Here is a 12,937-nt window from a genome sequence, read left to right on the forward strand (position 1 = left end):
GGGGGGGGGGCGCCCCCCCCCGAGCCCCGCAGGGGACAACGGCCCTGGCGGGCCGCCCCGGGCTCCGCCCGGCCCCGCGCCTCAAACGCCGGCGAGGCTGGGTTTGCCTCCGCTGGGGCCCGCGCCTCGAACTCCCCCGGCTACCGCTGGGAGGTACCCCGGGCGACGCCACGGGGTCGGGTGCGCGAGGGGTGGTGTTGCGTCCCCCGATGCCAACACCACCGCTCACGCACTCCGCTCCCCGAGCCTAGGGAGGGACGGCCGCCGTGGTTGTGCACTGCGCGCGGAGATCGTTGACGATCCGCGCAGCGGGTGTGCGGCGGATGTGCACCGGATGCTCAGCGGGCGCGCGTCAGGGCGCGCGGGGCCGGGCCGGGCTCCCGGGCGGGGCGCGGGCCCGCTCGTACGATGCGGTGGTGATCACCGCCGCACCGCGCCGCAGACCCGGATACCTGGCCGCCGCGGCCGTCTTCGCGATCGGCATGATGGGCACCACGCTGCCGACACCGCTCTACGGGCTCTACCGCGAGGAGATCGGCTTCTCCACCTTCGTGGTGACCGTCGTCTTCGCCGTCTACGCGGTCGGCGTGCTGGCCGTGCTGCTGCTCGCCGGGGACTACTCCGACCGGGCCGGGCGGCGGCCCGTCCTGCTGGCCGCGCTCGCGCTGTCGGCGGCGAGTGCCGTCTGCTTCCTGTCCGAGGACGGGCTGCCGCTGCTCTTCGCCGGGCGGCTGCTGTCCGGCTTCGCGGCCGGGCTGCTCAGCGGTACCGCGACCGCCACCGTCATCGAGCTCGCCCCGCCCGAGGGCCGGGCCCGGGCCGCCTTCGCCGCCACCGCCGCCAACATGGGCGGCCTCGGCTGCGGACCGCTGGTGGCCGGGCTGCTCGCCGAGTACGCTCCGCACCCGCTCGCACTGCCCTTCCTGGTGCACCTCGCCCTGCTCGTGCCCGCGGCGGTGGTCGTGCTGCTGCTGCCGGAGACCGTGGAGCGGCCCGACCGCCGTGCCCGGCCGCATCCCCAGGGCCTGCGCGTACCGCCCGGGGCCCGGGCCGCGTTCGCGCTCTGCGCGCCGGCCGCCTTCGCCGGCTTCGCCCTGCTCGGGCTGTTCACGGCGGTGGCGCCCACCTTCGTCGCGCAGACGCTCGACGTCACCAACCACGCGGTGGCGGGGGCCATCGTCTTCTCGGTCTTCCTGGCCTCCACCGTGGGCCAGTGGGCCGCGGGCCGGCTGGAGGCGGAGCGCGCGCTACCGCGCGGGCGGCTGCTGCTGGTGGCCGGCCTGGCTCTGGTCGCCGCCTCGCTGGCGGTGGAATCGCTGCCGCTGCTCGTGGTGGGCGGCGCCCTCGCCGGGGTCGGCCAGGGCATGGCCTTCCGCGCGGCGGTGGCGACCGTATCGGCCGCGGCCCCCGCGGAGCAGCGCGGCGCCACGATCTCCACGCTGTTCGTCGTCGCCTACTGCGGGATCTCCCTGCCCGTGGTGGGCGTCGGGGCGCTCACCCTGTGGCTGGGCCTGCGGGGCGCGGGCCTGGTCTTCACGGCCTGTGTCGCGCTCACGGCGGCGGCCGGCCGCCGCGGGGGCGACCGGCCGCGATCCGGCTCGCGGTGAACGCGGGGCTTCCCGGTCGGAGGTCCCACCCGGTCGGTGGTCCGCCCCGGCCGTGGAGCGGCCTCAGCTGAAGTCGAGGCCGCCGGTCCGGGTGCGCTTGAGCTCGAAGAAGTCGGAGTACCCGGCGAGCAGCCGCACCCCGTCGAAGACCCGTACGGCGTCCTCGCCGCGCGGGATCGAGGTCAGGACCGGTCCGAAGAAGGCGGTGCCGTCGATGTGGATCGTCGGCGTGCCGACCTCCTCGCCGACCGGGTCCATGCCCTCGTGGTGGCTCTTGCGCAGGGCGTCGTCGTATTCGGTGCGCTCGGCGGCCTCGGCCAGCTCCACCGGCAGGCCGACCTCGGCCAGGGCTTCGCGGATCAGCTCGTCCGTGGCCGACCGGTCCTGGTTGTGCAGTCGGGTGCCGAGGGCGGTGTACAGGTCGCGCAGTACGCCCTCGCCGTGCTCCTGGGCGGCGGCGATGCAGACCCGCACGGGGCCCCAGCCGGTCTCCAGCAGCCTGCGGTAGCGCTCGGGTAGGTCTTCCTTGCCCTCGTTGAGCACGGACAGGCTCATGACACGGAAATTGAGGTCCAGGTCGCGCTGCTTCTCCACCTCCAGGATCCAGCGGGAGGTGATCCAGGCGAAGGGGCAGATGGGATCGAAGTAGAAATCAACTTTGTTGGTCACCCGTCCGATCCTAGGAGGCCCATGTCCCGTCCAGAAGGGCCATTCTGCTGCCGTGGGAGTGGGCCATTGCCCCGCGGGGAGTCGGCCCTGTTCTCGTATGGCTACCGCGGCCAGGCTCCGCGAAAGGGTTCCGTTTGTGAGAGACGGGTGAGGTCGCCGCGGATGCCGCCGGATCCTCCACGCACCTTGGATGCGAGGCCATGGGTCTGCTCGCTTACTTGTGGTCCCGGAGGAAGGCGGGGATGTCGGCTCGGGTCGGGTAGTCGGGCAGCGGTGCGGGCTCGTCCTGGAGGAACGCGGTGATGGTGGCTGCTGCTCGTTGGTCGTTGTCACCCAGGCCGTTCCACATGTGGTGGCCGACGCCGGGCATGTACTGGGTGCGCTGGACGGCGGGGTTGTCCGCGAGGAGGGTCGTCTGCCACGGCCGGGCCTGGGAGGAGCACTCGGCGATCATCAGCATCGCGGGTGTCCGGGAGCGCCTGAGCTGAGGGGCGATGGAGGGGGAGTCTTTGATCGTTTGCTGGATGCGGAGGCTGGCGGCAGCGCTGAAGGAGAAGTTCTCCGCAGTGTCCTCGACCGGGATGCGGTGCGCGTCCCGCGCGCAGTAGGCGGACGCGGTGTCGCTGCCGAGATCGGCAGCGGTGAAGGCGTTGTCGCCCTCCGCCTGCCCTACCAGCCCGGTGTCCGGGCTGAGCAGTCCGAGCCGCATGAGGCCGAAGGCGACCGCGTACCGCGGGACGTGCGTGGAGCGCGGTCCGGTCACGGCCGGTGCGATGTCGCGGGCCGACGGCCGACCCTTCTGCTCGGCCATCCGGGCGGTGGGGCCGTCCATCGGGCCCGGCTCGGCGATGACCGCCCGGCGCAGGTGGGCGGCGATGGCCGGGTCGGCCAGCGCGCGGGTGAGCACGACCCCGCCCGAGGAGAAGCCCAGCACGTCGGCGGGGCCCTTACCGAGCTTGCCGACGAAAGCGCCGAGGTCGTGGACGGACCGGGTGATCGAGTACTGGTTCATGGGCAGCAGGTCGCTGCGTCCGCCGCCGGCCTGTTCGTAGGCGTACACGTCGTAGCCCTGCCCCGCGAGCCGCTGCAGGAAGCGGTGGTCGAGCAGTGAGATGCCGCGCACCGGGCCGCCGTTGAGGTAGACGAGCGGGACGCGTTGCCGGGGGCTGTTGCCGGTGGGCGGGTAGTGGTAGACCGCGACCCGGCTGCCGGTGGACAGGCTCCAGTGTTCGGCGGTCACGAACGACAGGCCGGGCGGGTGGCGGCGCGTTGTGGGGACGGTGGGGACGCACACCGACAGCGCCAGGGCCATTGCGACGAGCACCGGCAGGAATGGCATCAGCTGTCCCCGCCAGGGGCGCCGGCGGCCCCGCCACAGCGCTGCGAAGACCGCGACCCCGACAGTCGCGGACCATGCGACGAACCCCGAGCCCGCGCCGTCTGTGGCGACGATCAGCGTCAGGAAAAGGGCAACCAACCCCACCACCGCGGCGGTGGCCGCCAGCAGGCGGCCGAAGAGACGTAAGGGACGTATGACGGACGGCGGCACGGTGATCTCCCAGTTTTTTGAAACGTCGTTTTGAAACGATGTTATCAGCATGGGTAGACTGCTTCCCATGGGAAGGCCGAGAACGAACGACGCCGCCGTCAGAGAACGGCTCGTCGCATGCGCGACCGAGATGTTCGCCACTCGCCCGCAGGAGTCGGTCACGGTCCGCGCACTGGCCACTGCCGCCGGAACGTCGACGGCGGCGGTGTACACGTTGTTCCAGGGGAAGGACGGACTGATCCGTGAGGTGCGTGACCAGGCGGTCGCCGGCCTGTTCCAGGACCTGACAGCTGTTCCCGCCTCGGAGGCCGCCCAGGAGGATCTGTACGCGTTGGCCATCGCGTACCGCCATTGGGGGCGCGAACACCGCCACCTGTACGCGGTGTTGTTCGGTGGCGCACAGTCCTTCGTACCGTCGACCTGGGTCGGCGACCGGGACCCGGTACGACCGCTTGTCGCGGCGATCGACCGCGCCCAGGCGGCCCACGTCCTCACGGGCGACACCACACTGATCGCCGTCTCGTTGTGGGTCGCCCTGCACGGGCTCGTGACCCTCGAACTCGCCGGCGGCCTCGACGGCACCGCGGCCGACGCCGCGTTCCGGTCGACGATCGGTGCCGTACTGCGCGGCTGGGCGACCCCAGCCGCCTTCCCCGGCCTTCGACGCCCGGACCCGGCGCCGTGAAGCGGTTGCTCCGTCCTACCGCCTCGCCGCCACCCGCGCCCGAGGCCGCGCCGAACAGCAGCAGGCAGTCGGCTGAGCAGCGAGGGGCCCTCAGTCCCTCAGTCCCGCAGCTCTCCAGGAAGCGCTGACGCCACCACCCGCGCGCGCCCCACGGGCCTGCCGGCGTGAGGTGAGGGTTGAGGGTTGAGGGGGACAGTCCGGCGGTCGAACTCGACATCGAGACCGCTGGGCATCGACCGACCGCACGTCGGTCAGATGCCTGCCACGGCATCCGACCCGCTTGCGACCACCGGCCGCACATGAGCCAGCAGCAGCTCCAGGAAACGCTCAGGCCGTCGGAAGGCCGCGAAATGGCTGCAGTCCTCGATCAGCGCGAAGCCCTTGACGGGCGCCCGGACGTCGTCGAAGAAGCCACGGGCGAGCTCCGGCGACGTCAGGACGTCCTTCTCGCCCTGGAAGAGGAAGAACGGGATCTCGAACTCCGTGCCGTCCGCCCAGTCGTCGAACCCGGACGTGCCCACGGTGATCTGCTCCGAGAAGGTCATGCCCTTGACGTAGCGCCCCAGCTCGCGCAGCGAGTGCAGCGGCGAGAACCACAGGGATCCCATGACGACCTTCTTCATCGTGTCCAGGGTCAGCGGGTCGCTGGTGGCCAGCAGCTTGGCGTGCGTCGCGCGCTCGCGGGCGGTCCACTGGTGCGCATCGGGGTCGAGCGCCTCGACTGCCGCCAGTTCCTTGCGCTTTCCGGTCGCACGCAGCCGGCTGAGCAGGGCCTGGTGTACGGAGTCGTCGCGGCCGGCGTCGTGGATGTTCTGGTCGGTACCGACGTACGCGGAGTAGCGCTCGGGGAACTCGCGGGCGAGCCGCAGGCCGAAGGCGCTGCCGTAGGAGTGGCCGAGCAGGACGACCTTTTCGACGCCCAGGCTGCTGCGTACGTGGTCGGTGACCTCGATCGCGTCCGCGTAGATCCGGGCGAAGGTCATCTCGCCCTGTCCGTCGGCGCCGCTGCGGCCGAAGGTCTTGAGGGAGCCGCGCATGTCCCAGCGGACGATCGTGAAGTGCTTCTCCCAGGATCTGGTGCGCGGCCCGAAGATCGCGGTCGAGCCGCCGGGGCCGCCGTGCAGCTCCAGGACGACCGGGTTGGCCAGGTCCTCGCCGCGGACCGAGATCCACTGGTCCATGCCGCCGATGCGGACGAAGCCCTGCTCGTCGATGCCGTTCGGGGTGCCGATCTTCATCAGGGAGGCGTTGCCTCGCGATCGGCCCCCCGGCCCCGGCCGCGGGCATCCCCGGCGGCTGGCGCCCGCAGCTGACCGAGTGGGCCCGGCAGTGCTCGGCCAGGTACAGCCGCCACCCGTGGATCCTGGCGGCCACCGACATGCGTCGTCAGATCATGGGCCCCAATCAACTCGGTTGGGTGGAGACGGCGTTGGCCGCGCTGGCCGGCACCGGCCTGTCGGCGGCCCAGCGACACGACACGTTCCTGCTGCTCGTAGGCCATGTCCGCAACATCACCCAGCAGTACGTGGACCACGACGAGGCGGCGAACGCGCAGTGGGCACAGCTCACGGCCGACGTCCTGGAGCGCCACGCGGACCGCTTCCCCGCGCTCACGTTGGCGATTGCGGAGGGCGCCTTCGCGCCACAGGGCGGGGACCCGCTGGACTTCGGCCTGGAGCGGATCCTGGACGGGGTGGCGGCCCTGATCCCCTAGCGGGCTGGTCCGTAGCTGCCGGTCAGGCACTCACCGACCAAGTGATCGTGATGCTGCTACCTGCCGCTCCCGCATTTCCCCAGTTGGTTCACTTCGGGAACCAACTGGGGCGGAGGGCGACACCGAGGAAAATTCAGGCTCTGGTCGGAGTTCCGTGAAGTCTCCGGTCAGGAAGTCTGCGGTGTCGGCGATGGCTGGCCGTCAGGGGCCTTGGCCGGGCGGCCGGCAACTCCGTGCCGCGGTACTCGTCGCCTGCCATGGACTGGTCTACCCAGCGGTCGCGTACCGCTCCTGCTCGACCCTCGGCAGCATCCAGGGCGGCGATGGGATCGTTCGTGGTTGCCAGGAGGAGCCCGAAGTCCTCTTGGTGGGCCGGACTGTTCTACTGGCCGACCCGTCCGAGCCTCAGGTCTCGGTGGAGGAACCACGCCGTAATCGCGACGACCATCCCGCAGACCGTGGGTACGAGCAACCACGGGAGGCCCGTCCAAACGGTGGACAGACCCACGACGGCGCAGCTGGCCCCCGTGACGATGAGCAGCCATTTGCCGTACGGCTGCCAGGTGAGGAATCCGGGGTCGCGCGGCCTGACCAGCCGCACCGCACCGAACATCAGCGCCAACACCGCCAGCAGCCCGGCGAACGTGCCGAAGGCGGCTGTCATCTGGGGTTCGTCGCGAGGCGCGTCGGCGGAATTCTGCCGGACGTCCCCCTCGGCGACCACCACGACGACGCCGCGCCACACGGTACCGGTGACCCCGGTGGGCGCTCCCAGCGCGGCACGGGGGCCGGGAACCCCGGCCGCGGCTGAAGCCGGTTCAAGGTGGGAGTCCACGGACTCGCCGTGCTGGCCGGTCACCGCGGCCGAGTCCGCCGGGGGAGCGTTCGGCCCTGATGTCGGGTCACATGATCTTGCTCCGGCCGTCGTGCGCGGGTGCGGCGAGGGTGCGGAGAGGGCGCGTCGTGGGGTGTTGGCACGTGAAAATGAGACGACAAAACGCCTCAGATCGCTACCAAGTGACCCCATCGCGATCCAATCTTCATCAAGGGCTTTCTCAATCGATCAGCAACTCTCCTATAGTTGCCTCTCGTTGCCACAGGAACCCTCTCTTCCATTTCTGTCCGGTTTGAGGCTTTGATTGATGACGGCGTCGCCCTCCCCCTTTCGCCCCTCCGCGCTCGCCCTGCTGCTCACCGCAGCGGTCGGCGGAGCGCTCTGCACGGCGGCGGTGGCCGCGGCCCCGTCGACCGTCCGGACCCCCCTCGCCTGGTTCTCCGTGACCGGCGTCCTGCTGCTCGGGATCGCCGCCTTCGGACTCACCTGGACGACGCGCACGGCCCAACTGCTGCGCCGGCGCACCGCCGGCCTCGCCGCCGACGTGTCCGCCCGGGACGCCGAGATATCCCGGCTCACCGCCGCGGCGGCCCGTGACGCGGCCGCCCGCACCGCCGAGCGGCGGCAACTGACCGGTGATCACGCCGCCGAGCTGGACCGGCTCGTGCGCGCCGGCGCCGCCGAGGCGGACCGGCTGACGGCCTCCCACCTCAGCGCGCGCCAACACCTCGGCGACGAGCTGCGCCGCGCCGAATCCGGCCGGGCCGCCGCCATGGCCGCCGCCGCCAACGCGGCGGGCCGGATGCAGGCGCTGGCCACCGGCATGCTCGCCGACCTGCGGGAGATGGAACACCGGCACGCCGACGAGGACGTCCTCGGAGACCTGCTGCACCTCGACCACCGCACCGCCCAGGCGGGCCGGCTGGCCGACTCCATCGCGGTGCTCACCGGCGCCCGTTCGGGCCGCCGCTGGGCCAGGCCGATCGTCATGGAGTCGATCCTGCGCGGCGCGATGGGCCGGATCGGCAGCTACCAGCGGGTGCGGCTGCACTTCACCAGTGACGCGGCCATCGCCGGGCACGCCGCCGAGGGCGTCATGCACGCGCTCGCCGAACTGCTCGACAACGCGGCCAACTTCTCGCCGCCGACCGCCGAGGTCCACGTGTACGTGGAGGAGGTCCCGGCCGGGATCATCATCACTGTCGAGGACAGCGGCCTGGTGATGAGCGAGGTGCAGCTGCGCCGCGCCCAACAGGCCGTGGCCGCCGAATCGCTGGACCTGGCCGGGCTCTCCGGAACCCGCCTCGGCCTGGCCGTGGTCGGCCGCCTCGCCCGCAAGCACGGACTGACCGTGTCCTTCCGCCCGTCGGCGCGCGGCGGCACCGGCGCGCTGATGATGCTCCCTCAGGACCTGATCAGCCGGGGTCCCTCGGAGAACCCCGCCGCCGAGGGTGGTGTCCCCGTCGGCGGAACCGACGCCGCGACGGTCGAACCCGCCGCGGACCACGGCGCCGCGCGCACCGGCGCCGATGGCGCCGGCGACCCCGCGCGCACCGCGACCCGTACCGACGGGGGCGCGGCCGGCGCGGCGGACGCCGAGGACACCGGCGAGCACCCCGCACTCGGCGAGAGCGGACTGCCGCAGCGGCGCCGCGGCCGGACCCTGGCCGCAGCCCACCCCGAGGGGGCCGGCGACCCGTCGGCCGCGCGCCCGCCCGCGGACGCCTCCCGCTCCGCCGCCCGCTTCGGCAGCTTCCGCCAGGCCGTGCGCGGCGCCGCGGCCGCGCCGCCCGCAGCGCCCCCGCACGCCTCGAACCCCCCGCACCCGGAAGGCAACACGCGATGACCGGCACCACCACCGACGAGACGCTCGGCTGGCTCCTGGAGAGCCTCCTGGAGCGCACCCCCGGCGCCCGCCACGCCCTCGTGCTCTCCCGGGACGGCCTCAAGCTCTGCCGCACCCCGGAGCTGTCCGTCGACCAGGCCGACCAGCTCGCGGCGATCGCCGCCGGGATCCAGAGCCTCTCGCACGGGGCCTCCATCGAGTTCGGCGACGGCAGCGGCGGCGTCCGCTCCGCGATGGCCGAGTTCTACGGCGGGATCCTCTTCATCGTCGAGGCGGGCGAAGGCGCCCACCTGGCGCTGGTCGCGGCGGAGGACGCGGACGCGGGCCTCGTCGGCCACAACATGTCGGAACTGGTCGAACAGCTCGGTGAGCACCTGATCGCCAGGCCGCGGGGATGAGCCGGAGCAGGCCGGGCCGGGACGATTCCCCGGACCGGCTCTACACCCTCACGGGCGGCCGCAGCCGCTCCGGCTCGGACGCCTTCGACCTCGTGACGCTGGTCGTCGCCGAATGCGATCCGCTCGTCGGCATGCAGTCGGAACACGCGGCCATCCTGCGGATGTGCCAGTACCCGACGGCGGTCGTCGAGATCGCCGCGGAGCTGGGCCTGCCGGTGTCGATCGTGCGGATCCTGCTCGCCGACCTGCTCGGCACCGGCAAGATCAGTGCCCGGCACCCGCGTTCGGCGTACCTCCTTCCCGACCCCGACATCCTGGAGCAGGTGCTCGTTGGACTCCGCAATCTCTGATCAGCCCGCTGACCAGCGCGAACCCCGCCCGGCCCGGCAGGCCCTCAGCAGCACCGCGGACAACGGTCTCAAGATCGTCGTCGTGGGCGGCTTCGGCGTCGGCAAGACCACCATGGTCCGCTCGGTCAGCGAGATCCGTCCGCTGAACACCGAGGAGACGATGACGAAGGCGGGCGAGGCGGTCGACGACACCGGCGGCGTCGCCACCAAGACCGCCACCACCGTCGCCTTCGACTTCGGCCGGATCACCCTCGACGCCCACAACGTGCTCTACCTCTTCGGAGCCCCCGGCCAGGAGCGCTTCTGGTTCCTGTGGGACCGGCTGTTCTCCGGCACCCTCGGGGCGGTCGTCCTCGTCGACACCCGACGGCTCGCCGACTCCTGGTACGCCATCGACAGGCTCGAACACCACGGCACGCCCTTCGTGGTGGCCTGCAACGACTTCGGCGGTCCCGTGCACACCCCGGAACAGATCCGGGGCGCCCTGGACCTGCCGCCGCACGTCCCGCTGGTCTTCTGCGACGCCCGTTCGCGCGAGTCCAGCAAGCAGGTCCTCATCTCCCTCGTCCGGCACGTCCAACACGTCCGCCACGAACGGCACACCCAGCACGCCCAGACGGCCGACCGGCCGACGACCCCGGAGCCCACCCCGTGACCACCCCCGAGCACTGCCCCGTACCGCTGGGTGGCCCCCGGTTCCAGACCGACCCCGCCGAGCTGTACCGGGAGATGCGCCGCGACCACGGCGCCGTCGCCCCGGTCGTCCTCGACGGCGACGTACCGGCCTGGCTGGTCCTCGGCTACCGCGAACTGCACCAGGTCACCAGCGACCCGGTGCTCTTCTCCCGCGACTCCGACCTGTGGAACCAGTGGGACCGGATCCCCGCCGACTGGCCGCTCCTGCCGATGATCGGCCGCAAGCAGCCGTCGATCCTCTACACCGTCGGCGAGCGCCACCGCGACCGGGCGGCGGTGATCTCCGACGCGCTGGAGGCCATCGACCCCTTCGAACTCAAGGGCCACGCCGAGCGGTTCGCGGACGAGCTGATCGACCAGCTCTGCGGCAGGGGCGAGTGCGACATCGTCGGCGAGTACGCCATGCTGCTGCCGCTGCGCGTCCTCGCCCGCATCTACGGCTTCGCGGACGAGGAGGGGCCGGGCCTCGTCACCGCCATGAACGACATGATCAACGGCCGCGAGGGCGCGCTCGCGGGACAGCAGCACCTCGGCGGCTCCATGTACGCGCTGCTCGCCGCCAAGTCGGCCGCGCCCGGCCCGGACGTGGCCTCGCGGATGCTCGCCAACCGGTCCGGCTTCACCCTGGACGAGGTCGCCCAGGACCTCATGGTCATGATGGCCGCCGGGCACCAGCCCACCGCCGACTGGATCGGCAACTCGCTGCGCCTCATGCTCACCGACGACCGCTTCGCGGCCTCCCTCGCGGGCGGCCGGCACAGCGTCGGCGAGGCCATGAACGAGGTCCTGTGGGAGGACACCCCCACCCAGAACGTGGCGGGCCGCTGGACCTCCCGCGACACCCACCTCGGCGGCCGCCGGATCGCCAGCGGCGACCTCGTCCTGCTGGGGCTGGCCGCCGCCAACTCCGACCCGCACGTGCGCACCGACGCCGGGGCGCTGACCGGCGGGAACAACGCCTTCTTCTCCTTCGGGCACGGCGAACACCGCTGCCCGTTCCCCGCGCAGGAGGTCGCCGAGGTCATCGCGCGGACCGGCATCGAGGTCCTCCTCGACCGGCTCCCCGACGTCGACCTGGCGGTCCCCGCCTCCGCGCTCGCCCGCCGCCCCTCGCCCTGGCTGCGCGGCCTGTCCGCACTGCCCGTGACCTACACCCCGACCCCCGCCCTTGGAGCCACCAGATGACGTGCCCGATCGACCACACCGGCTCCACCGCCATCGCCCTGGACCCCTTCGTGGCCGACCTCGACGCCGAGAGCGCCGCCCTGCGCGCCGCCGGCCCGCTGGTCCGCGTCGTCCTGCCCGGCGGGGTGGCCTGCTACGCGGTCACCCACCACGCCGAGGCCCGCAAGCTGCTCACCGACCCCCGCATCGTCAAGGACATCAACGCCTGGGGCGCCTGGCAGCGCGGTGAGATACCCCTGGACTGGCCGCTGATCGGGCTCGTCAACCCCGGCCGCTCGATGCTGACCGTCGACGGCGACGAGCACCGCCGGCTGCGCACCCTGGTCGCGCAGGCGCTGACCGTGCGCCGGGTGGAGACGCTGCGCGCCGGCATCGAAGCGCTGACCACGGAGATGCTGGACCGGCTCGCCGAGCTGCCCGCGGGGGAGAGCGTGGACCTCAAGGCGCATTTCGCCTACCCGCTGCCGATGAACGTGGTCAGCCGACTGATGGGCGTGGACGCCGCCGACCACCCGCGGATGAAGGAGCTGTTCGAGAAGTTCTTCTCGACGCAGACCCTGCCCGAGGAGGTCCCGCAGATGATGGCGGACCTCGGCGCGCTGTTCGGCCGGATCGTGGAGTCCAAGCGGGAGAACCCCGGCGACGACCTGACCAGCGCGCTGATCGCCGCCTCCGAGGACGGTGACCGCCTCACCACCGAGGAGATCACCAACACCCTCCAACTGATGGTCGCGGCCGGCCACGAGACCACCATCAGCCTGATCGTCAACGCGGTCGTCGCCCTGGAGACCCACCCCGAACAGCGCGCCCTGATGCTGAAGGGCGAGGCGTCCTGGGAGGACGTCATCGAGGAGACCCTGCGCTGGTCGACCCCGACCTCGCACGTCCTGATCCGCTTCGCCGCCGAGGACGTGGAGGTGGGCGACACGGTCCTGCCGAAGGGCGAGGGCCTGGTCGTCTCCTTCGGTGCCATCGGCCGTGACGAGGCCCAACACGGCGAGAGCGCCGGCTCGTTCGACATCACCCGCACCCCGAACCGGCACATCTCCTTCGGCCACGGCCCGCACGTCTGCCCCGGCGCCGCGCTCTCCCGGCTGGAAGCGGCGGTGGCCCTCCCGGCGCTGTACGCGCGCTTCCCCGAACTGAGCCTGGCGGTGGCCCGCGAGGAGCTGCGCAACAAGCCGATCGTGACCCAGAACGACCTCTTCGACCTGCCCGTCACCCTGACCCCGCGACCCTGACCGCAGCCGCCGCGGGGCGGGGGCGGTTCAGGCCCGGTAGGTGGAGTACACCAGGCAGCACAGGGTGAGCGTCGCGGCGCCGGCACCGAAGCCCGAGAAGAGGGCCTTCACCGAGGAGGCCCCTTCGGCGACCTGCGCAAGAGCCGTGAGGCGGGCCGGAGG

13 protein-coding genes are annotated in these 12,937 nt (G+C 72.3%); 9 read left to right on the plus strand and 4 right to left on the minus strand.

Annotation, left to right across the window (positions count from 1 at the left end; genetic code table 11):
- Positions 1-482 precede the first annotated feature (482 nt).
- The gene (locus tag ACIQWR_RS37925; protein WP_399259066.1) at positions 483-1,607 is read left to right on the plus strand and encodes an MFS transporter; all 1,125 of its coding nucleotides are present in this window, start codon (positions 483-485) and stop codon (positions 1,605-1,607) included.
- A 63-nt stretch (positions 1,608-1,670) separates the two neighbouring features.
- Here the strand turns inward: ACIQWR_RS37925 and ACIQWR_RS37930 are convergent, their stop codons facing one another.
- Both ACIQWR_RS37930 and ACIQWR_RS37935 read right to left on the minus strand, forming a co-directional pair.
- Positions 1,671-2,276: a disulfide bond formation protein DsbA gene (locus ACIQWR_RS37930; RefSeq protein ID WP_399258910.1), complete on the minus strand. Its 606-nt coding sequence runs from the start codon at positions 2,274-2,276 to the stop codon at positions 1,671-1,673.
- Positions 2,277-2,490: 214 nt separating this feature from the next.
- Positions 2,491-3,825 (minus strand): alpha/beta hydrolase, encoded by a 1,335-nt coding sequence (locus ACIQWR_RS37935; protein ID WP_404019601.1) that lies wholly within the window; start codon positions 3,823-3,825, stop codon positions 2,491-2,493.
- Positions 3,826-3,892: 67 nt separating this feature from the next.
- On the opposite strand from ACIQWR_RS37935, the gene ACIQWR_RS37940 reads away from it, so the two are divergent.
- Positions 3,893-4,510 (plus strand): TetR/AcrR family transcriptional regulator, encoded by a 618-nt coding sequence (locus ACIQWR_RS37940; RefSeq protein WP_404019604.1) that lies wholly within the window; start codon positions 3,893-3,895, stop codon positions 4,508-4,510.
- A gap of 251 nt (positions 4,511-4,761) precedes the next feature.
- On the opposite strand, the gene ACIQWR_RS37945 is transcribed toward ACIQWR_RS37940, so the two are convergent.
- Positions 4,762-5,748 (minus strand): alpha/beta fold hydrolase, encoded by a 987-nt coding sequence (locus ACIQWR_RS37945; protein ID WP_404019607.1) that lies wholly within the window; start codon positions 5,746-5,748, stop codon positions 4,762-4,764.
- Positions 5,749-5,819: 71 nt separating this feature from the next.
- Between ACIQWR_RS37945 and ACIQWR_RS37950 the strand changes: the two genes are divergently transcribed.
- Positions 5,820-6,224: a TetR/AcrR family transcriptional regulator C-terminal domain-containing protein gene (locus ACIQWR_RS37950; protein WP_404019744.1), complete on the plus strand. Its 405-nt coding sequence runs from the start codon at positions 5,820-5,822 to the stop codon at positions 6,222-6,224.
- Between the two features lie 382 nt (positions 6,225-6,606).
- Here ACIQWR_RS37950 and ACIQWR_RS37955 read toward each other — a convergent pair whose 3' ends face one another.
- Positions 6,607-7,083, minus strand: a complete 477-nt coding sequence (locus ACIQWR_RS37955) for a hypothetical protein (protein ID WP_404019610.1) — start codon at positions 7,081-7,083, stop codon at positions 6,607-6,609.
- A 283-nt stretch (positions 7,084-7,366) separates the two neighbouring features.
- Here ACIQWR_RS37955 and ACIQWR_RS37960 point away from each other — a divergent pair, with 283 nt between their 5' ends.
- Genes ACIQWR_RS37960 through ACIQWR_RS37985 form a run of 6 tightly spaced genes read left to right on the plus strand, consistent with a single transcriptional unit; the run spans position 7,367 to position 12,775 of the window.
- Positions 7,367-8,905, plus strand: a complete 1,539-nt coding sequence (locus ACIQWR_RS37960; protein ID WP_404019612.1) for a sensor histidine kinase — start codon at positions 7,367-7,369, stop codon at positions 8,903-8,905.
- A complete protein-coding gene (locus ACIQWR_RS37965) occupies positions 8,902-9,303 on the plus strand; it encodes a roadblock/LC7 domain-containing protein (RefSeq protein WP_354381922.1) in 402 nt (133 codons plus the stop codon). Before ACIQWR_RS37960 ends, ACIQWR_RS37965 begins: the two co-directional genes overlap by 4 nt.
- Positions 9,300-9,653, plus strand: coding sequence for a DUF742 domain-containing protein (locus tag ACIQWR_RS37970; RefSeq protein ID WP_404019615.1), 354 nt, complete (start codon positions 9,300-9,302; stop codon positions 9,651-9,653). Before ACIQWR_RS37965 ends, ACIQWR_RS37970 begins: the two co-directional genes overlap by 4 nt.
- On the plus strand, positions 9,634-10,308 hold the full coding sequence (locus ACIQWR_RS37975) for a GTP-binding protein (RefSeq protein ID WP_404019618.1): 675 nt from the start codon (positions 9,634-9,636) through the stop codon (positions 10,306-10,308). The genes ACIQWR_RS37970 and ACIQWR_RS37975 overlap by 20 nt, the downstream gene beginning before the upstream one ends.
- Complete coding sequence (locus ACIQWR_RS37980) at positions 10,305-11,534, plus strand: cytochrome P450 (protein ID WP_404019621.1); 1,230 nt, start codon at positions 10,305-10,307, stop codon at positions 11,532-11,534. Before ACIQWR_RS37975 ends, ACIQWR_RS37980 begins: the two co-directional genes overlap by 4 nt.
- Complete coding sequence (locus ACIQWR_RS37985) at positions 11,531-12,775, plus strand: cytochrome P450 (RefSeq protein WP_404019623.1); 1,245 nt, start codon at positions 11,531-11,533, stop codon at positions 12,773-12,775. The genes ACIQWR_RS37980 and ACIQWR_RS37985 overlap by 4 nt, the downstream gene beginning before the upstream one ends.
- Positions 12,776-12,937: the final 162 nt, after the last annotated feature.

It is taken from the genome of Streptomyces sp. NPDC098789 (genome assembly GCF_044759975.1).
GTDB lineage: Bacteria > Actinomycetota > Actinomycetes > Streptomycetales > Streptomycetaceae > Streptomyces.

What these genes read in the sequence shown, in the direction of transcription:
- ACIQWR_RS37960 (WP_404019612.1), top strand. Translation starts at nt 7,367, where the DNA reads ATGACGGCGTCGCCCTCCCCCTTTCGCCCCTCCGCGCTCGCCCTGCTG.
- ACIQWR_RS37965 (WP_354381922.1), top strand. Translation starts at nt 8,902, where the DNA reads ATGACCGGCACCACCACCGACGAGACGCTCGGCTGGCTCCTGGAGAGC.
- ACIQWR_RS37985 (WP_404019623.1), top strand. Translation starts at nt 11,531, where the DNA reads ATGACGTGCCCGATCGACCACACCGGCTCCACCGCCATCGCCCTGGAC.
- ACIQWR_RS37970 (WP_404019615.1), top strand. Translation starts at nt 9,300, where the DNA reads ATGAGCCGGAGCAGGCCGGGCCGGGACGATTCCCCGGACCGGCTCTAC.
- ACIQWR_RS37940 (WP_404019604.1), top strand. Translation starts at nt 3,893, where the DNA reads ATGGGAAGGCCGAGAACGAACGACGCCGCCGTCAGAGAACGGCTCGTC.
- ACIQWR_RS37925 (WP_399259066.1), top strand. Translation starts at nt 483, where the DNA reads ATGATGGGCACCACGCTGCCGACACCGCTCTACGGGCTCTACCGCGAG.
- ACIQWR_RS37945 (WP_404019607.1), bottom strand. Translation starts at nt 5,748, where the DNA reads ATGAAGATCGGCACCCCGAACGGCATCGACGAGCAGGGCTTCGTCCGC.